Annotated in this window: 17 protein-coding genes; 14 read left to right on the plus strand and 3 right to left on the minus strand. The window is 64.3% G+C overall.

The window, feature by feature from the left end:
• Positions 1-156: 156 nt before the first annotated feature.
• A complete protein-coding gene (locus PSUB009319_RS11820; RefSeq protein ID WP_124382417.1) occupies positions 157-1,710 on the minus strand; it encodes an MFS transporter in 1,554 nt (517 codons plus the stop codon).
• Between the two features lie 64 nt (positions 1,711-1,774).
• Between PSUB009319_RS11820 and PSUB009319_RS11825 the strand changes: the two genes are divergently transcribed.
• The 12 genes from PSUB009319_RS11825 to PSUB009319_RS11875 all read left to right on the plus strand — a co-directional run bounded on the left by PSUB009319_RS11825 (position 1,775) and on the right by PSUB009319_RS11875 (position 13,841).
• Positions 1,775-2,740 carry a LysR family transcriptional regulator gene (locus tag PSUB009319_RS11825; protein WP_124382418.1) on the plus strand — a complete coding sequence of 322 codons (966 nt, stop codon included), beginning with the start codon at positions 1,775-1,777 and terminating at the stop codon, positions 2,738-2,740.
• Positions 2,741-2,785: 45 nt separating this feature from the next.
• Complete coding sequence (locus tag PSUB009319_RS11830; RefSeq protein WP_124382419.1) at positions 2,786-3,265, plus strand: CreA family protein; 480 nt, start codon at positions 2,786-2,788, stop codon at positions 3,263-3,265.
• Between the two features lie 161 nt (positions 3,266-3,426).
• A complete protein-coding gene (locus PSUB009319_RS22905) occupies positions 3,427-3,603 on the plus strand; it encodes a hypothetical protein (protein ID WP_185453453.1) in 177 nt (58 codons plus the stop codon).
• Positions 3,604-3,982: 379 nt separating this feature from the next.
• Positions 3,983-4,510: a (2Fe-2S)-binding protein gene (locus PSUB009319_RS11835; RefSeq protein WP_124382420.1), complete on the plus strand. Its 528-nt coding sequence runs from the start codon at positions 3,983-3,985 to the stop codon at positions 4,508-4,510.
• Between the two features lie 19 nt (positions 4,511-4,529).
• Positions 4,530-6,908: a xanthine dehydrogenase family protein molybdopterin-binding subunit gene (locus PSUB009319_RS11840; protein ID WP_124382421.1), complete on the plus strand. Its 2,379-nt coding sequence runs from the start codon at positions 4,530-4,532 to the stop codon at positions 6,906-6,908.
• 15 nt (positions 6,909-6,923) lie between these two features.
• On the plus strand, positions 6,924-7,730 hold the full coding sequence (locus PSUB009319_RS11845) for a xanthine dehydrogenase family protein subunit M (RefSeq protein ID WP_124382422.1): 807 nt from the start codon (positions 6,924-6,926) through the stop codon (positions 7,728-7,730).
• An 8-nt stretch (positions 7,731-7,738) separates the two neighbouring features.
• On the plus strand, positions 7,739-8,647 hold the full coding sequence (locus PSUB009319_RS11850; RefSeq protein ID WP_124382423.1) for a MoxR family ATPase: 909 nt from the start codon (positions 7,739-7,741) through the stop codon (positions 8,645-8,647).
• A 3-nt stretch (positions 8,648-8,650) separates the two neighbouring features.
• Positions 8,651-9,883 carry a VWA domain-containing protein gene (locus tag PSUB009319_RS11855; protein ID WP_124382424.1) on the plus strand — a complete coding sequence of 411 codons (1,233 nt, stop codon included), beginning with the start codon at positions 8,651-8,653 and terminating at the stop codon, positions 9,881-9,883.
• Positions 9,874-10,551, plus strand: a complete 678-nt coding sequence (locus PSUB009319_RS11860; protein ID WP_124382425.1) for a CoxG family protein — start codon at positions 9,874-9,876, stop codon at positions 10,549-10,551. The genes PSUB009319_RS11855 and PSUB009319_RS11860 overlap by 10 nt, the downstream gene beginning before the upstream one ends.
• Positions 10,552-10,605: 54 nt before the next feature.
• Positions 10,606-11,637, plus strand: coding sequence for an XdhC family protein (locus tag PSUB009319_RS11865; RefSeq protein ID WP_124382426.1), 1,032 nt, complete (start codon positions 10,606-10,608; stop codon positions 11,635-11,637).
• A gap of 271 nt (positions 11,638-11,908) precedes the next feature.
• Positions 11,909-13,012, plus strand: a complete 1,104-nt coding sequence (locus tag PSUB009319_RS11870; protein WP_124382427.1) for an SDR family oxidoreductase — start codon at positions 11,909-11,911, stop codon at positions 13,010-13,012.
• 106 nt (positions 13,013-13,118) lie between these two features.
• The gene (locus tag PSUB009319_RS11875) at positions 13,119-13,841 is read left to right on the plus strand and encodes an MgtC/SapB family protein (RefSeq protein WP_124382428.1); all 723 of its coding nucleotides are present in this window, start codon (positions 13,119-13,121) and stop codon (positions 13,839-13,841) included.
• A gap of 18 nt (positions 13,842-13,859) precedes the next feature.
• Here the strand turns inward: PSUB009319_RS11875 and PSUB009319_RS11880 are convergent, their stop codons facing one another.
• On the minus strand, positions 13,860-14,327 hold the full coding sequence (locus PSUB009319_RS11880) for a hypothetical protein (protein WP_124382429.1): 468 nt from the start codon (positions 14,325-14,327) through the stop codon (positions 13,860-13,862).
• A 150-nt stretch (positions 14,328-14,477) separates the two neighbouring features.
• Positions 14,478-15,728, minus strand: a complete 1,251-nt coding sequence (locus tag PSUB009319_RS11885) for a DUF2252 domain-containing protein (RefSeq protein WP_124382430.1) — start codon at positions 15,726-15,728, stop codon at positions 14,478-14,480.
• 37 nt (positions 15,729-15,765) lie between these two features.
• Between PSUB009319_RS11885 and PSUB009319_RS11890 the strand changes: the two genes are divergently transcribed.
• Both PSUB009319_RS11890 and PSUB009319_RS11895 read left to right on the plus strand, forming a co-directional pair.
• Complete coding sequence (locus PSUB009319_RS11890) at positions 15,766-17,646, plus strand: glycoside hydrolase family 15 protein (protein ID WP_124382431.1); 1,881 nt, start codon at positions 15,766-15,768, stop codon at positions 17,644-17,646.
• 30 nt (positions 17,647-17,676) lie between these two features.
• Positions 17,677-17,937 (plus strand): DUF1289 domain-containing protein, encoded by a 261-nt coding sequence (locus tag PSUB009319_RS11895; RefSeq protein ID WP_124382432.1) that lies wholly within the window; start codon positions 17,677-17,679, stop codon positions 17,935-17,937.
• Positions 17,938-18,082 lie beyond the last annotated feature (145 nt).

The raw sequence follows: 18,082 nt of genomic DNA on the forward strand, positions 1-18,082 counted from the left end.
CACGCGCGCCGCAACGGTGCGGCCGTACCCTGCCCTATGCGGCTCCAAGGAAGGAGTCGCCGCATCGGGCGCGCCTTTCTTTGGTGACTTTCTTGGGCAAGACAAAGAGGGTGAGTCAACCCTGGCAGGGGATAAAACAGGGGCGTACCACTAGCACTAACGCAAAGACCTCTGCAACCAAATCGCCCCAGCGCAAACCAAAGCAACCACCGCCCCCCAGGCAAACAGATCACCCGCTGCCCGCAACGTCGCCTGCCGATCAATCTCCGCAGAAATACGAATCAACTCAGCACCCTGCAACGGATGCGGCCACTGCCAGCCAGGCGTGAGCGCACTCACGTGCCCAACAAGATCAGTGCGATGCTGCGCCTGCCCCCGCTGCAGCAGCAGCGTAGCCCCCATCGTCCCAAAGGCTTGCGCCCAAGCCCGCATGATCCCCTTGAACTGATAGGCATGGCCAAAATCCTTGGCGGGCAAATCCACGTAAGTCAGCCCCGCCACCTGGATGACAACAAACATCCCCACCATGCCTTCGATCAAGAACCCCGGCACCACCGCCGCCACTGAAGCACCGGGCATCGCCACACGTGACATCCACAACAACGCCGTTGCCATCAGCACAAATCCAATGGAAATCAGCACGCGCTTGGTCGGCAGCACATTCGTGAGTTGAAAGTTCAGGATGCCCAGCACTACTGTCACCAGCCCACCCAGGCTCATCAACTGGGCAGTGGTTTCATAGCGAAACCCCAACCCGTTCTGCAGCAGGCTCGATGAGAGAAAACCCCACGCGCTGGCAAACACGTAATAGATGGCATAGAACACCATGCCCATCAGAAAGCGGCGTTGCAGCGTCGCGCGCAAATCCACCCACGGCAGCGGGTGGCCGGTCTGCCGGATGCCGACCCAGATGATGAGCGCCATCACGGCAATGATCGGCACCACCTGCGCGGGTGAGCCATCGGGGTGGATAAAGCGCGCCTGCTGAAAGCCATGCAGTGCAATGAGCCCGGCCAGCCCGAACGCGATGGCCGAGGGCCAATCGAGCGAGGCAAAGTCGCCCTTGCGCTCGCGCATCTTCGGGCGCGGATAGAACGCCGCCACCAGCCCGCACACCACCACCGCCACCAGCAACTGCGCGACGAAGATGGCGCGCCAGCCGAATTGCTCGGTGAGCGCCGCCGACAGCATCGGCGACACACAGCTCAGCCCGAAGATGCCGTAGATCATTCCCTTCATCATCGTGCGGCGTTCGTGCGCAGGGCTGTGCTGCACGAAGATGCGCGAGGTCGACAGCATCGGCCCGCCGCCAAACCCCTGCACCGCCCGGCCGGCGATCAGCATCGTGCCGCCCTCGGCCGCCACGCACATCAGCGTACCGATGATGAACACCAGCAACGACAGCAGCGTGTGCTTGCGGTAGGTCATTTGATCGGCCAGCCGGCCCATCACCAGAATCGCCAGGCTGGCCGCCGCCGCATACGCCGTCACGGCCCACAGATACACATCCTGTGACGCCAGCACCCCGCCCTCGATGTGTGGCCCGGCAATCGAAAACATCAGGTTGGACATGTAATCCACGCCCGTTGCCAAGCCAATCACCACACCCACCATGCGCAATTCCATCCGGCTGCCGACAGTCGATTCGGCGGCTGGAATGCGGGGCGCGGGCGAAGGAGAAACCATGTGGTCTGAGCTTGGCGTGTTCATGCAGGGATGGTAATTTGCCTTCAAACCGGCGGAAATCGCCTGCCAACAAATTCATTGTTCAACTATGCGAACGACGGACTGGAACGACTGGGACACTTTCTGCACCGTGGCCACGCTCGGCAGCTTCACGCGCGCGGCGGATCGGCTGGGGTTGCCCAAGTCGTCGGTCAGCACAGCGGTGTCGCGGCTGGAGGGCAAGATGGGCGTGCGCCTGTTTGAGCGTAGTACGCGCCGTCTACGCCTGACCGATGCCGGCGAAGCCCTGCTGCGCGACGCCGGCCCATTGTTCCAGCGGCTGCGCGAAGTGTCGGAAGACGCCGCAGCGACGTTTCAGTCACCCGCGGGCACATTGCGCATTGCCATGCCGTACGAGTTCGCCGCCAAGCAACTGGCGGAGGTGGTGCTGGAGGTCATGCGTGAGCACACCGGCTTGCGCATCGAAGTGGACGTAGCGCCGCGCCAGATCGACCCGCTCGCACAGGGCTACGACATCATGCTGACCGTGCCGCGCGGCCCATTGCCCGATTCCGGCCTGATCGCCCAACGCGTCTTTGATTTGCGGCGCGCCGTGGTGGTCGCTCCGCAACTGCTGGAGCGCCTGGGGCCACTCAGCCACCCGGACCAGCTCGCCGACTGGCCCTGTCTGGGCACCTCGAACGAAGCTGAATGGCAGTTCCGCACACCCGGCGGCGAGACGATCAACCTGCCGCTGGACTTCCGCATGCGCACATCCAACAGTGAGCTGCGCATGCAGGCCGCCATTGCTGGTTTGGGTGTCGCCCGCATCACCTCTGTATTTGCCACTGACCTGGTCAGCTCCGGCGCGCTGCAGGAGGTGCTGACCGATTTTCAATCCCCGCCGATGCGCGTGTATGCCGTATTCCCGGGCCGCCGCCTGATGCCGGCCAAGGTGAAAGTCTTCATGGACGCCCTGCACCGCCGCATTGAGCATTCCCGCCAGCACACCGACATGCGGCCCACGTTTGTGGACGAAGCTGCCGCAGCGTGGCCGCCTGAATCGTTGCTCTAAGCTCCCTTCCTTCCTGTTGATATTGATATTGATCTAGGCAAAGCCATGCGCTCGTTCACCAAACTCCCAGTCCTTGTTGCCGCGCTCGCTCTGAGCACCGCCGCCTGCTCCCGCGCTGAAGACATTGGCAGCGTCAGCACCAATTTCCGCATTACCGGCTCCGACAAGATCGTCATCGAGGCATTTGACGACCCGCTTGTACAAGGTGTGACCTGCTATGTGTCGCGCGCCCGCACCGGCGGCATCAAGGGCTCGCTGGGCGTGGCCGAGGATGTGAGCGAGGCCGCCGTAGCCTGCCGCCAGGTTGGTGACATCACCTTCGTCAAGCCGCTGCCGCAGCAGGACGACATGTTTACGCAGCGGCTGTCGCTCGTTTTCAAAACGCTGCACGTGGTGCGCACGGTGGACCGCAAACGCAACGTGCTGGTCTATCTGACGTATTCCGACAAGGTTATTTCGGGCAGCCCGAAGAACAGCGTGACGGCCGTGCCGATTCCGGCCAGCCAGCCGATTCCCGTCAAATAGCACGGGACAAGCGGCTTTCGCACAACATTGGTGCATCGCAATACAAACGTCGCAGCCGAACAACGCTCGTTGGTGCATACGTAAGCTTACGTATGGTGCATTGCAATATTTGGTCTATCATACGGGTATTCCCTAACCGGGAAATCCCTAAGAGGCCAATCATGCAAAACACGAACGACCTGAAGCTGACCGATCAACTCGAACGCGAACTGATCGAGCGCGAAATGTCCGAAGGTATCTACTATTATCGCCGTCCGAGCGGCCATGCGTTCTCCTTCGCCCAGTTCTTCTCGGCAATCGCGAACCTGTTCGGCACGCAACGCACCGCCAAGGCCTAACCCGCCGCGCTATTGTTGATGGGCGTGTGCCCGAGCTAGCTGTAAGCAGTACTCGCAATCTCAGTAGCACCGTGCGCCGGCCGTGTGTCATCACACCCGCCGCCACACCCGCCAGGTCATGACCGCCTGGTGCCAATCGAGGGCCGGATTCCGGCCCTTTGTCATTTCTGCGGCGTTTGTTTGGTTTGTCTTGCGTGTGCCGCAGCATCTCCCCCCCCTTTTTTCTGCGCCGGGCCGATTGTGCTGCGGTTGTCTTCTCGTTCGCCTGTGCTTTACTGAGTAGAGCCGCGACTACCGATATCCAGATTCCGCGCGCTTTTCCGCAGCCAGGAAGACGCACAGCGGGGCACCCGGCGACCATCCCCCAAGGAGACTTCCCATGGCGATCAGCCTCAAGCTGTCGGTCAACGGTGCGCCTGTCACCGTCAGTGTCGAACCCCACACCCTGCTGGTCCAATTGCTGCGCGAGCACCTGCGCCTGACTGGCACGCACGTCGGCTGCGATACAGCGCAATGTGGCGCCTGCACGGTGCACATGAATGGGCGCGCGGTGAAATCGTGCAACATCCTGGCCGTGCAGGCTGACGGCGCCGAGGTGACAACCATCGAGGGCCTGTCGAAAGACGGCGCACTGCACCCGATGCAGGAAGCCTTTCGCCAATGCCATGGCCTGCAATGCGGCTTCTGTACGCCGGGCATGGTGATGGCCGCCACGGCGTTGGTCGCGCAACACCCGCATCCCGATGAACACACGGTGCGCGAGCAACTCGACGGCAACCTGTGCCGCTGCACGGGCTATCACAACATCGTGCGCGCCGTGATGCACGGTGCCGAAGCAATGTCTGAAGCCCAAGACGACGACGCTTCATTGCAAAGCCTGGCCGCCGCACGCGCCCACGCTGCCTGACCCCAGCGAGGAGACCACCATGAACGCTCCCGCAGAACCCAACAATCACCTGATCGGCGCGGCCGTCAAGCGCAAAGAAGACTTCCGCTTCCTGACAGGCGCTGGGCAGTACACGGACGACGTCGTCCAGGCGCACCAGTCGTATGCGGTATTCCTGCGCTCGCCGTATGCGCATGCGCGCATCAAGCACCTCAACGTGGATGCCGCGCGCAATCATCCGGGCGTGCTGGCTGTGCTCACCGGCGGCGACCTGGCTGCCGACAAGGTGAACGGCCTGCCCTGCGGCTGGCTGATCCACAGCATTGACGGCACGCCAATGAAAGAGCCGCCCCACCCCGTGCTGGCGCAGGGCAAGGTGCGCCATGTGGGTGACCAGGTGGCGCTGGTGGTGGCCGAATCCGTGAAGATCGCCAAGGATGCCGTCGAGATGATCGACGTGGAATACGACGAACTGCCCGCTGTGGTGGATACGGCCACTGCGCATACCGCTGGGTCTGCCGTCCACGACGACGTGCCGGACAACACCTGCTACACCTGGGGCCATGGTGACAAGGCCGCGACCGATGCCGCCTTTGCCAAGGCCGCGCATGTGACGCAGCTCCACATCGTCAACAACCGGCTGATCCCGAACGCGATCGAGCCGCGCGCCGTCAATGCCAGCTACTCGCGCCAGGACGACAGCTACACGCTTTACGTGGCCAACCAGAACCCGCACGTGGAACGCCTGCTGATGTCGGCCTTTGTGCTGGGTCTGACCGAAGCCAAGGTCCGGGTGATTGCGCCGGATGTGGGCGGCGGTTTCGGCTCGAAGATCTTCCTGTACCCGGAAGACGTGGCGCTCACGTGGGCATCGAAGAAGGTCGGCAGGCCGATCAAATGGACGGCCGAGCGGTCCGAATCCTTCCTGACCGACGCGCACGGCCGCGACCACGTTACGCATGCCGAACTGGCGCTCGATGCGCAAGGCAACTTTCTCGCCATGCGCGTGCACACGACCGCCAACATGGGCGCGTATCTGTCGACGTTTGCCAGCAGCGTGCCAACCATCCTGTACGCGACGCTGCTTGCCGGGCAGTACAAAACGCCCGCCATCTATGCCGAGGTGAAAGCGGTGTTTACCAACACCGCGCCGGTGGATGCGTATCGTGGTGCGGGCCGGCCGGAAGCCACATACGTGGTCGAACGCATCGTCGAAACCGCCGCGCGTGAAATGCACATCGACCCGGCAGAGCTGCGTCGCCGCAACTTCATCCGCACGTTCCCATACGCCACGCCGGTGGGTCTGACCTATGACACCGGCGACTACGAGCCCCTCCTGCAACGCGCCACCGAACTGGCCGACGTCAAGGGCTTCCCTGCCCGCCGCGACGCCTCGCGCGCCAAGGGCCGGCTGCGCGGCATGGGCTACTCCTGCTACATCGAGGCGTGCGGGCTGGCGCCGTCCAATATCGCAGGGGCCCTCGGCGCGCGTGCAGGGTTGTTTGAAGCCGGCGAGATCCGCGTGCACCCGACCGGTTCCGTCACCGTATTCACCGGTTCACACAGCCACGGCCAGGGGCACGAGACCACCTTTGCGCAGGTGGTGGCCGATCGCCTGGGCGTGCCGCTTGAGAACGTCGAGATCGTGCATGGCGATACCGGCCGCATCCCCTTCGGCATGGGCACGTACGGTTCGCGCTCGATTGCCGTGGGCGGCTCGGCCATCATGAAGGCGCTCGACAAGATCGAGGCCAAGGCCAAGAAGATCGCCGCGCATCTGCTGGAGGCCTCGGCGGAAGACATCGAGTTCAAGGACGGCGTCTTCCGCGTGGCTGGCACCGATCGCACCAAAACCTTCGGCGAAGTCGCACTCACGGCCTACGTGCCGCACAACTACCCGCTCGACAAGCTCGAACCAGGCCTGGACGAAAACGCCTTCTACGACCCGACCAATTTCACCTACCCGGCCGGTGCGTACATCTGCGAGGTGGAAGTCGACCCCGATACGGGTGAAGTCCACATCGACCGTTTCGTTGCGGTGGATGATTTCGGCAACATCATCAACCCGATGATCGTGGAAGGTCAGGTGCACGGCGGACTCGGCCAGGGCATCGGACAGGCGCTGATGGAGGCCTGCGTGTACGACGAAACCGGCCAGTTGCTGACCGGCTCGTACATGGACTACGCCATGCCGCGCGCCGACAACCTGCCCAGCTTCACGGTGGAAACCGCCAAGGGCACACCGTGCACGCACAACCCGCTGGGTGTGAAGGGCTGCGGCGAGGCCGGCGCGATCGGCTCGCCGCCGGCGCTCATCAACGCGATCGTCGATGCGCTCGCGCCGCTGGGCGTGAAAGACATCCAGATGCCCGCCACGCCGCACCGTGTCTGGCAGACCATTCAAGCAGCCAAGGCTTAGGTCAAGGAGCCCACCATGTACGACTTCGAGTACCAGAAAGCCACCGACGCTCAGACCGCCGTGACGGCGCTGAAGACGCACGCCGACGCCAAATACCTCGGCGGCGGCCAGAGCCTGCTGGCAGCGATGAAACTGCGGCTGGCGCAACCGTCCACGCTGGTGGATGTCACGTGCATTCCCGGTATGACGGGCGTTCGCTCGCAACCGGGCGTGATTACCGTGGGGGCGGCCACGCGCCATGCCGATGTGGCCGAGAACGCCGACATTATCCGCATGCTGCCCGCGCTGGCAGAGTTGGCGGAGGGTATCGGCGACAGGCAGGTGCGCGCCATGGGCACGCTCGGCGGATCTCTTGCCAACAACGACCCCGCAGCGTGCTACCCGGCGGCCGTGCTGGGTCTGAACGCCACCGTCGTCACCGAACGGCGCAACATCGCGGCGGACGATTTCTTCCTCGGTATGTATGAAACCGCGTTGGCCGCGGACGAACTCATCACCGAAGTGCAATTCCCGGTGCCGGACCAGGCGGCGTACGTGAAATTCCGCAATCCGGCGTCGCGCTTTGCGCTGGTGGGCGTGTTCATCAGCCGCAAGGGCAACAACGTGCGCGTGGCGGTGACGGGCGCAGCACCGTGCGTGTTCCGCTGTACGCAACTGGAGCAGGCGCTGGCAGCGAGTTTTACGTCGGAAGCGGCGCGCAAGACGGTCGTGCCGCCCGATGACTTGGTGGGCGATCTGCACGCCTCGCCGGAATATCGGGCGCACCTGATCCCGGTGCTGACAGCACGCGCGGTCGAACAGGCGTTGGCGCATCATCACTAAGGAGCGGCATGCCGGTCGACTCCATTGACGACTGCATTGCGCAACTGCAAGGTCAAGGCTATTTCGCCAGCCGTGAGCTGGCCACGGCCCTGTTCCTCGCGCTGCGCATGCAGCGGCCGCTGTTTCTGGAAGGCGAACCCGGTGTCGGCAAGACCGAGCTGGCGAAGGCGGCAGCCGGGCTCCTCGGCACGTCGCTGCTGCGGCTGCAATGTTACGAAGGGCTGGACACCGCCAGCGCACTCTACGAGTGGGACTACCCGCGCCAGATCATGGCGCTGCGCCTGGCCGAAGCCGCGGGCGACAAACCGAGCGCCGATACGCTCTACCGCGATGAATTTCTCCTCAAGCGGCCGCTGCTGCAAGCGCTGCTGCCGGATTCCGCCAACCTCGCTGCCCACCCCGGCACACCGCGCGTTCTGCTGATCGACGAGATCGACCGCGCCGACGAGCCATTCGAAGCCTTCCTGCTGGAGTTGCTGTCGGATTTTCAGGTATCGATTCCGGAATTCGGTACCGTGCGCGCGCAGGTGATCCCGCTGGTCATCATGACGTCCAACCGAACACGCGAGGTGCACGACGCGCTCAAGCGGCGCTGCCTGTATCAGTGGATCGGCTATCCGGACAAGGCGCGCGAGCTGCAGATCGTGGCGCAGCGTGCGCCCGAGACCGCCGCTCGCCTGCAGCAGCGTGCGGTGGATTTCGTGCACCGTCTGCGCGGCATCGACCTGTTCAAAGCACCGGGCATCGCCGAGGCCATTGACTGGTGCCGTGCATTGGCTGCGCTGAACGTGACCGAGCTTGATCCGCAGTCCGTGCAAGACACGCTGGGCGTACTGCTCAAATACCAGGACGATCTGGCCCGCGTGGATGCGCCAACCATCGAGCAATTGCTGGCCGCGCCCGCGCTGCCGGAGTAGGGCATGCAAGCGACCTCGCCAATGCAGCTACCGATGCTGGCGCGCAACGTCACGCATTTTGTGCGCCTGCTGCGCAACACCGGCATGCCGCTGGCGCCCTCGCGCGCAGTCGATGCTATCGAAGCCATGAACCTCATCGACCTCAGCCGTCGCGATGACGTCAAGGCTGCCCTATCCGCCCTGCTCGTCTCCCACCCTGACGAACGCACGCTGTTCGATGCGGCCTTCAACGTGTTCTGGCGCGACCCCGACTGGGAAGGCAAGCTGCGCGCCCTGCTGCTGCCCAAGGTGCGGGGCGGCATTCCGGCCGCACGCAGCAACCGCCTGGCCGATGCGCTGCGCGCGCAGCCTTCGACCCGCCTGCCGCCGGGCCCCAAGCCCGATGGTGAGCGCCATGACATCGTTGCTCCGCTGGCCTTTTCTGCAAACGAAGCCCTGCGAACGCGCGATTTCGACACGCTCAACGCCGCAGAATGGCGCACGCTGCAGCATATGATCCGCCGCCGGCGTTTGCACCTGGCGCAGGAGCGCACGCGCCGGCTGAAAGCTGCTTCGCGCGGGCGCCATCCCGATCTGCGCGCCACCGCCCGCCAAGCCGTGCGCGCCGGCGGCGAATGGACCGGCTGGAAATACCGCCAACCCGTCGACCGCACGCCACCGCTCGTACTGCTGCTGGACATCTCCGGATCGATGAGCCGTTATTCGCGCGCGGTGCTGTACTACTGCCACGCGCTGGTGCAATCGCGCGAGCGCATCCAGGCCTTTCTGTTCGGCACGCGGCTGACGAACGTGTCGCGGCAACTCCTCGAGCGCGACCCGGACATCGCCGTGCAAGCCATCGCGCAACTTGTGCCGGACTGGTCGGGTGGCACACGCATTGGTGCAGCGCTGGCGGAGTTCAACCGTCACTGGGCGCGCCGCACGCTCGCCGGCCGCGCAACCGTGCTGCTCGTGACCGACGGGCTCGACCACGAACACATCGACCTGCTCGACGCCGAGATGGCGCGCCTGGCCCGCTTCGCCCACCGCATTGTCTGGCTCAACCCGCTGCTGCGCTTTGCAGGCTTCGAGCCGCGGGCACGGGGCGTGCGGGCCATCCTTCCGCATGTCGATGTGATGGTGCCGGCGCACCATTTCGATAGCCTGGCTGCGCTGGAGCAGGAATTGGCGCATGCTCGCCGCACGCGTATCCCGCGCCCCTCCACCCCAGCACAACCAACCGCGCCATGGAACTGAACCAGACCCATCTTCTGCCCGTGCCTCTCCAGACCGCCTGGGATGCGCTGAACGACCCGGCCGTGCTGCAGCGGTGTATTCCAGGCTGCGAGAGCATCACGCCCGCCGATGGTGGAGACAACCCTGCCTACGACATCGCCATGACCGCCGCCGTCGGGCCCGTCAAGGCGCGCTTCAAGGGGCGCATGGAACTGGCCGACGTGGCACCACCGCGCAGCTACACGCTGCATTTCGACGGCCAGGGCGGTGCGGCGGGCTTCGGCAAGGGCAGCGCGCAGGTGCAGCTCACGCCCGAAGGGCCGACGGTCACGCGGCTCGCTTACACCGCCACCGCGCAGGTGGGGGGCAAGCTTGCGCAAATCGGATCGCGGCTCGTCGATGGCGCCGCGCGCAAACTGGCCGATGAGTTCTTCCAGCGTTTTGCGGCAGAATTCGGCACCGCGGACACCACCGGCGCCAATGGTCACACCACGCCTCCCATCGATGGCGTATCGGCCACGCAGTCGATCCCCGATCTGGCCGCCGGCGAGCTGCAGGCCCACGGCGCACCACAAGGTGCCGCGCCCAATATCAGCCCGGTACTACAGCCACGCAATCCGTGGCCGTGGATCATCGTGGCGCTGGTGGCCGTGGCGGCTGCGTACCTGTTTTTGCACCACGGGGCATAATCGAGCCCCCCCGCAACACACACTGAAAGCGCGCGAAAGCGCAGCAAACGCATCATGGACAGCGTCGATCTTGAAGTCTTGAAAACCAGCGCGCGCTGGCTGAAACAGGGGCGGCGCGTGTTGCTCGTCACTGTGGTCAAAACCTGGGGCTCGTCGCCGCGCCCCGAAGGTGCGATGCTCGCGCTGCGCGATGACGGCGTCGTTATCGGCTCGGTCTCGGGCGGATGCATTGAAGACGACCTCATCGACCGCGTGCGCCGCGAAGGCCTGCATTACATCCAGCCCGAAGCCGTCAAATACGGCATCAGCGCTGAAGAAGCCCACCGCTTTGGCCTGCCCTGTGGCGGCACGCTGCAACTCGTGCTGGAGCCGCTGAACGCCGCCAGCGGTATCGATGCCCTGCTGCACGCGGTGGAAGCCGGCCAGCTTGTCGCCCGCACGCTCGACATGGCAACCGGCGCCACCATGCTGGAGCACGCCAACGTGACGGACGGCCTGCAATTTGACGAAGCGCGCCTGGTGACCATTCATGGGCCGCGCTACCGGATGCTCGTCATCGGCGCGGGGCAGCTCTCGCGCTACCTCTGCCAGATCGCAGTGGGTCTCGATTACCAGGTCACCGTCTGCGACCCGCGCGAGGAATACAGCGGAGAGTGGTCGATTCCTGGGGTGGCCATGGTCCGCACCATGCCCGACGATACGGTGATGGCCATGAAGCTGGACGAGCGCTGCGCCGTCATTGCGCTGACGCACGACCCCAAGCTTGATGACCTCGCACTGATGGAGGCGCTCAAGACGCCCGCATTCTATGTGGGCGCGCTGGGCAGCCGCCGCAACAACGCCAATCGGCGCGAGCGCCTGAAAGAATTCGACCTGAGCGATGCCGAGCTGGCGCGCCTGCATGGGCCGGTCGGCATCTACATCGGCAGCCGCACACCGCCGGAAATTGCCATCTCGATCCTCGCCGAAGTGACTGCAGCCAAGAACGGCGTGTCGCTCCCGACCATCCTGCAAGTGGAAGGCGCCAAGGCCGCGCGCGAGATTGCCGCCAATGCCACGTCGAGTTGCGCAGTGCCGCAAACTTGAGTCAACCCTCTGATCGAATAAGATGCTGGAAGGCGACTAAAAGGTTACATTCTTATAAACTGCTGATTCTGCGCAGGTTTTGGCCGCTTCGCATCACGCGAACCTTGCGGCTCCGCGAACCCTGTTTCGTGTGCGCGGCTTCAACTGACGCTACTGCCGCCCCTGCCCCGAACGCGCTGCCAATACACGGCTCACTGGTGCGGCTGCGGTAGCGCTAATTGCAAGCGGGTTGGTCGCCTGCATTGCCATCAAGGGATTCGAGTTTTTTCGCATGAGTATTCTGCTGACCGGCGCGACCGGTTTCGTGGGCGGCGCCATTGCCGCCAATCTGGCAGTCAAAGGTTTGCTGGCTGACACACGCTTTGCCGTGCGCGGTGACACGCCTGCCGAGGGGCTGGCACGCTTGCGCAGCAACCTGCGCCGCTTTGAGCTTGCGCAGGGCACGCTGGACAGCCTAACCGAATCGCAGATCGTGCCGTTCGACCTGCGCGAAGCCGGTGCCGCCAAGCTGGGCGATCCGGAAATCATCATCAACTGCGCGGCGCTGGCAACGTTCTCGAACCATCCGTCGCTGTGGGAAACCAACGTGGATGGCGTACTGGCGCTGGGCCGGCTGGCCGCGCAAGGCGGGCGCCTCAAGCGCTTCCTGCAGATCGGCACGGCCATGTCGTGCGGCCAGTTGGCGAACCGCCATGTCAGCGAAAGCTGGGATGTGCCCCCGCTGGAGCAGCACGCGGTGCCGTACACGTACTCCAAAGGGATGGCCGAGCTGAAGCTGCGCGAAGCCGTGCCCGAGCTGCCGCTGGTGGTCGTGCGGCCGTCCATCGTGGTCGGTCACAGCACGCTGGGCTGCGAGCCGTCGGGCAGCATTTTCTGGATGCTGCGTATGGTGGCCATGCTGGAAACCTTCAGTTGCCGCCTGTCAGACCGCGTTGACATCCTGCCCGTGGATGATTGCGCTGAAGCCATCGTGCAACTGTCGACCAAGCCCACGCTGGCGCACGACCTGTACCACATCAGCGCCGGCGACGCGAACTCCGAACGCATCGAAACGCTCTACCCGCGCTTCAAGCGCTGCCGGACGCCGGAAGAAGATGCCCAGGCGCTGGCCGGCTATGTGTATCAGGAGAAAATCGCAGAGAAAGCATTGGCACGTAAATTCCTGAGCCTGACGGGCGATGGCAACGTGCGGCTGGTCGCGCGCTGCATTCACCTGTATGCCAAGTTCGCCAGCATGAGCTACGTGTTCGACAACACGCGACTGGTGCAGGAGACCGGCTTCCAGCCGCGCTCCCTGCTCGCTTACCTTGACCGCTGCCTCGAAACGTCGGACGCCGTGCCGATCCCCGAGCAGATGCAATGGGACTATAAGTAGCCGTCGGGTCTACCCGGCTCGCACGGCGTGTCATGGCGCCGTGCTATAACCTCCGGCGCCCAACCCAGCACCTGAGCAAGACTCCGGTCATCACAAGGAGCCGCCGATGACGCTGCAAGCCATCGCCCATCTCAATGTCGCCACACTGGTGGATTCGTTCATCAGCCTTGCTTCGGCCTTTGCGCTCGGGTCACTGATCGGCTTTGAGCGGCAGGTCAGGCAGCGCACCGCCGGCCTGCGCACCAACGCGTTGGTGGCGGTTGCTGCATCGGCGTTCGTCGATATGGCCGCGCAGATCGGCACCGCATCGGACACGACCCGCGTGATTGCTTATGTGGTCTCGGGTGTCGGCTTTCTAGGTGCCGGCACCATCATGAAAGAAGGGCTGAACGTGCGTGGGCTGAACACCGCCGCCACGCTGTGGGGCTCGGCAGCCGTGGGGGCGGCGGCGGGCTCCGACCTTATTGGCCAAGCCATTTTGATCACGCTGTTCGTGCTGGCATCAAACATCTTGCTGCGGCCTGTGGTGGACCGCATCAACCGCACACCGCTGGACAACCAGGCCAGCGAAGTCACCTACACAATGTGCGTGATCTCGACCAGCGAGCGCCAGAAGGAAGCCCTGGCCGATCTGGAGCGCCTGCTGGAAGACGCCAGCTACCCGATCAGCGATCTGTCGGTCGAGCCCTTTGGTGATGACCACGTGGAAATCGAAGCCATGCTGATGTCGACCGCTGTGAACGCGGCTGAGCTGGACCGCATCGTCGCGTCGCTGCAATCGCAGCCGCACGTCGCGCAAGCGTTCTGGAACCCGAGCACAACGGAATAGCCGGAATCGGCGCACTGATCAAAGCGCCTGACTCGCCGCGAGCGCGAGGATCTTCACCCAGCGTTTGGCTTCCTGGCGATTGCGCATCGGCATTGTCCAATCTGCCTGCGCCTGATGCTTCAGGTGCAGCGCCAGCGCCCAGGCGCCTTCGCGTTCAACCGCATCGGCACCAGCAATATCGGCGAAGAGAAAGCGCACGTTTTGCCCGTGCAGTTGCAGCGTCCCGCGCTTCTGTTCAGCATCAACCGCGATCTGCCCCCAGCTTGCGCGCAGCGATACGATCCGCTGCCCCTTTACGTTGACGCCATGAACGGCGCGGTAGCGCCGGATGAGAGTAACGACCGCGCCAGCCAACAGCACCACGGCAACCAGCACCGCCGCGCTGCCCGCCACGGTGCCATGAGCCGCAGCAACCACGGCGTACAACCGGACTGCGCTATAGATCAACAGACCAATCAGCGCAAACGCGGCAATGATGAACGGCATGGTGTGATTCCTTGAATGCGCCAGTCGGTTATATCAGCCGAAACGGCGTTCAAGGCAAGTCTTTGCCATGCCCGTGCATCAGCCGGGCAATGCAAGACTTGAGGGCGCAGTGGCGAGTAAATCACTGCCATGGCTGCGAAGGTGACGCCATCAGCGTGCTTTGCCGCCGCGCGCCTGATGATAGTCCTCCGCAAACTCGGCCCATTGCTGGAGCGACACTTTGCACCCATGCGCAGCCAGTTTCAGCGCCGATTTGCGCCACGCAGTGCCAGCGGCGTAACCCTGGACAGCCTCCACCAGATCGGTGCCGTGCCGGCCGCAACTGCGCAGGTGGCACCAGGCGGCCACACGGGCCATGGTTTGCAGCGCATCGTCCAGGTTGGCGACAACGTTCTTACCGGAGCCCAGCGCCACGCGATCCGCCGTTGGCTGCAGGCTTTTGACGACGTACGATTTCGGCTTCTCACCCTTCGCCCCGTAGACGACACCACGCAGCAACGCCGGCGAGATGGCCTGCGACAGACGCTGGATGTCGACCACGCGCCCGGCCTCGCTATGCCACGGCGCCACGCTGCACGCACTGCCCAGCGTATCCGCCCAGACGCTCGGAATGGACAGCTTGATGTCAATCAGACGCAACGTGGCGGGGTCGTTCTCGGGGCGGGCAAGTACGGAATAGCGCTCCAGCCCCAGGCTGCCCGTACCGGCAATGCGGCGCGCCACGTCGATGGCGATAAAGCGCTGGCCGTGGCCGCTGCCGTTGCTGTTGCCATTCCCTTGCTCGCCATAGGCTTGCAAGATGCGGCGCGCGCGGCGGGCCTCGTCCTTGCTTGCCCGCAGAGTGCGGCGGCCATCGATGCGCAGGCTGACCAGATTGCCGTCGCGCACGGTGCGCTGGGCGAGGTACGCCGCCCGGTTGCGCTTGCGCAGGCCGCGCAGCAAGTCGCGCACGATGCCGGTAGCGGTGGCGCGCTCGACCCAGCGTGGCTTGCCGTCGACCAACGCCGCGGCGTACGTGTCGAGAAAGCGGCGGCACAGGTTGTGGGCGTCTTCATCGGCCAGCTTCCAGCCATATGCCGCCACTTGCAGGCTCGACAGCACGCGTACGAGATCGACCGTAAACGGTGCGGCCAGGGCCTCGTCAAAGTCGTTCATATCGAAGTAGACGAGGCCGTTGTCGCCCTTGAAGCTGCCGAAGTTCTCCAGGTGGAGATCGCCGCAGACCAGCGTGCGCGGCGCATCGTGCAGCAGCGGTGCATCGGCCAGCGATGCCGCATACAGGTTGTTGGTGCCGCGAAAGAATGAAAATGGATCGGCGGCGATGGCATCCAGCTTACGGGTGAGTCTTTCCGGATCACGCCCGGCGTTGTATTCAAGAAGAATGCGGGTGCTTTCGTGCATGGTCATGGCCTCGTTGAAGTGCTTGGAGTGGAGTGCAATGCCCTCAAGAATCGAAGATTACGCGTTGATTGGCGATTGCGAAACCGCTGCACTGGTTTCGCGTGACGGCTCCGTCGATTGGCTGTGCTGGCCGCGGTTTGATTCAGGCGCCTGCTTTGCCGCGCTGCTCGGCACGCCAGACCATGGCCGATGGCGCATTGCCCCCGCTGCCCCGCAAGGCGAGGTGCGCACCATACGCCGCCGCTACCTGCCCGGCACGCTCGTGCTGGAAACCGTGTTCGAGACCGACACGGGCAGCGTCAGCGTGACTGACCTGATGACCGTGCGCCCGGCCGGCACCGCAACGCCGCGCGACGACACCTCTGACCTTATCCGCATCGTACGCGGGCTCTCGGGCACGGTGCCCATCCGCATGGACCTCACGCTGCGCTTTGACTATGGTGCCTCCGTGCCGTGGGTGAGCCGCATGTCGGAAGCCACGGGCGCGACAGCGGATGGCCCCTGCGACATGCCCGACTGCGTGCTGCGCGCCATCGCCGGGCCCGATATGGTGACGCTGCGCACACCCGCGCCCATTCGCGGCGAGAACCTCTCCACCGTGGCGGATTTTTCCCTGAGCGAGGGCGAGGCGATGCCCTTTGTGCTCACGCATTCGCCGTCGCACCTGCCCTTGCCCGACTCCATTGATGCGATGCAGGCGCAAGTCGATGTGGAAACGCGCTGGCGCGTGTGGTCTGGCCGCTGCCAAGGCGCAGGTCAATGGACAGAAGCCGTCGAACGCTCGCTCATCACGCTCAAGGCGCTGACGTATCACCGCACCGGCGGCGTGGTGGCCGCGCCCACAACGTCGCTGCCCGAACAGCTTGGCGGCGTGCGCAACTGGGACTACCGCTACTGCTGGCTGCGCGACGCCACCCTCACGCTGCTCGCGCTCATGAATGCCGGCTATTACAGCGAGGCGCGCTCGTGGCGCGAGTGGCTCGAACGTGCCATCGCAGGCAGCCCCGCGCAAGTGCAGATCATGTACGGCATTGCCGGCGAACGCCGCCTGGGCGAATGGACCATCCCCTGGCTGCCCGGCTACGAAGGCGCACAACCCGTGCGGGTGGGCAATGCGGCCGCGCTGCAGTTGCAGCTCGACGTGTACGGCGAACTGATGGACGCCCTCTTCATCGCCCGCAAAGGCGGCCTTGATGGCGACGAAGCCTCCTGGCGCCTGCAGGTCGCGCTGATGACGCATCTGGAGGGCATCTGGCAGACGCCCGACGAAGGGATCTGGGAAGTCCGTGGCCCCTCGCGCCATTTCACGCATTCCAAGGTCATGGCGTGGGTGGCGTTTGATCGTGCCGTCAAGACCATCGAGCAATTCAACGTGGACGGCCCCGTGGCGCGCTGGCGCGCCGTGCGCGACCGCATCCACGCGGAGGTCTGCACCCACGGCTACAACGCCACGCGCGGTTGCTTCGTGCAAAGCTACGGCAGCCAAGAGCTGGATGCCGCACTGCTGATGCTGCCGCTGGTCGGTTTTTTGCCGGCGTGCGACACGCGTATCCAGGGAACGGTCAAGGCCATTGAAGAGGACCTGCTCGTCGATGGCCTCGTGCGCCGCTACCGCACGGAAGCCGTGACCGACGGCCTGCCCCAGGGTGAAGGCGTGTTCCTGGCGTGCAGCTTTTGGTATGTCGACAACCTCGTCATGCAGGGCCGCCAGGACGAAGCTCGTGCGCTCTTTGCCAAGCTGCTGATGCTGCGCAACGACGTGGGCCTGCTGGCCGAGGAATACGACCCGCATGTGCGCCGGCTGGTCGGCAATTTTCCGCAGGCGTTTTCGCATATCGCGCTCGTGAACTCAGCGCTGGCGCTATCTGCTGCGGCCGATCATGTCCGCCAGCGCACGGGCGACGGCGCCCGCAGTTGACGCCCCACCAAAGCCGGTAAAATAGCGGCCATGACCGAATCGACCGCATTGAGCCCCATGTCCGACGACGTAACCAGTGCCTCTGACAGCACGCTGCTTGGCCGCCCCGACAGCCCGTGCATCGGCATCTGCTCGACCCTCTTTGACGCGGTCTGCCAAGGCTGCGGACGCACCCAGCTGGAAGTCAGCAACTGGGTCTTCATGACCGACGAAGAGCGCAACGCCGTCTGGACGCGCATCCTGGCCGAAGGTACCGCACAGGGTTACAACCCCGACGGCAGCCGCAAGTAAGCGCGACGCGTCAAACGCAAAAACCCGGCTTCGGCCGTAATGCCGTTCAGTTAAGACCTGAACGGCATTTTTGTTTTTAGGGTTGGAGTTGTAAACAGAGCGGCAGGCTGTTAACTTTGGTCGCGATGCTGAGCGACCACCTGAC

Source organism: Ralstonia sp. SET104 (assembly GCF_003851545.1).
Classification (GTDB): domain Bacteria; phylum Pseudomonadota; class Gammaproteobacteria; order Burkholderiales; family Burkholderiaceae; genus Ralstonia.

What these genes read in the sequence shown, in the direction of transcription:
- PSUB009319_RS11825 (WP_124382418.1), top strand. Translation starts at nt 1,775, where the DNA reads ATGCGAACGACGGACTGGAACGACTGGGACACTTTCTGCACCGTGGCC.
- PSUB009319_RS11835 (WP_124382420.1), top strand. Translation starts at nt 3,983, where the DNA reads ATGGCGATCAGCCTCAAGCTGTCGGTCAACGGTGCGCCTGTCACCGTC.
- PSUB009319_RS11870 (WP_124382427.1), top strand. Translation starts at nt 11,909, where the DNA reads ATGAGTATTCTGCTGACCGGCGCGACCGGTTTCGTGGGCGGCGCCATT.
- PSUB009319_RS11895 (WP_124382432.1), top strand. Translation starts at nt 17,677, where the DNA reads ATGACCGAATCGACCGCATTGAGCCCCATGTCCGACGACGTAACCAGT.
- PSUB009319_RS11860 (WP_124382425.1), top strand. Translation starts at nt 9,874, where the DNA reads ATGGAACTGAACCAGACCCATCTTCTGCCCGTGCCTCTCCAGACCGCC.
- PSUB009319_RS11875 (WP_124382428.1), top strand. Translation starts at nt 13,119, where the DNA reads ATGACGCTGCAAGCCATCGCCCATCTCAATGTCGCCACACTGGTGGAT.
- PSUB009319_RS11880 (WP_124382429.1), bottom strand. Translation starts at nt 14,327, where the DNA reads ATGCCGTTCATCATTGCCGCGTTTGCGCTGATTGGTCTGTTGATCTAT.
- PSUB009319_RS11890 (WP_124382431.1), top strand. Translation starts at nt 15,766, where the DNA reads ATGCCCTCAAGAATCGAAGATTACGCGTTGATTGGCGATTGCGAAACC.
- PSUB009319_RS11845 (WP_124382422.1), top strand. Translation starts at nt 6,924, where the DNA reads ATGTACGACTTCGAGTACCAGAAAGCCACCGACGCTCAGACCGCCGTG.
- PSUB009319_RS11850 (WP_124382423.1), top strand. Translation starts at nt 7,739, where the DNA reads ATGCCGGTCGACTCCATTGACGACTGCATTGCGCAACTGCAAGGTCAA.
- PSUB009319_RS11855 (WP_124382424.1), top strand. Translation starts at nt 8,651, where the DNA reads ATGCAAGCGACCTCGCCAATGCAGCTACCGATGCTGGCGCGCAACGTC.
- PSUB009319_RS11830 (WP_124382419.1), top strand. Translation starts at nt 2,786, where the DNA reads ATGCGCTCGTTCACCAAACTCCCAGTCCTTGTTGCCGCGCTCGCTCTG.
- PSUB009319_RS11865 (WP_124382426.1), top strand. Translation starts at nt 10,606, where the DNA reads ATGGACAGCGTCGATCTTGAAGTCTTGAAAACCAGCGCGCGCTGGCTG.
- PSUB009319_RS22905 (WP_185453453.1), top strand. Translation starts at nt 3,427, where the DNA reads ATGCAAAACACGAACGACCTGAAGCTGACCGATCAACTCGAACGCGAA.
- PSUB009319_RS11820 (WP_124382417.1), bottom strand. Translation starts at nt 1,710, where the DNA reads ATGAACACGCCAAGCTCAGACCACATGGTTTCTCCTTCGCCCGCGCCC.
- PSUB009319_RS11885 (WP_124382430.1), bottom strand. Translation starts at nt 15,728, where the DNA reads ATGCACGAAAGCACCCGCATTCTTCTTGAATACAACGCCGGGCGTGAT.
- PSUB009319_RS11840 (WP_124382421.1), top strand. Translation starts at nt 4,530, where the DNA reads ATGAACGCTCCCGCAGAACCCAACAATCACCTGATCGGCGCGGCCGTC.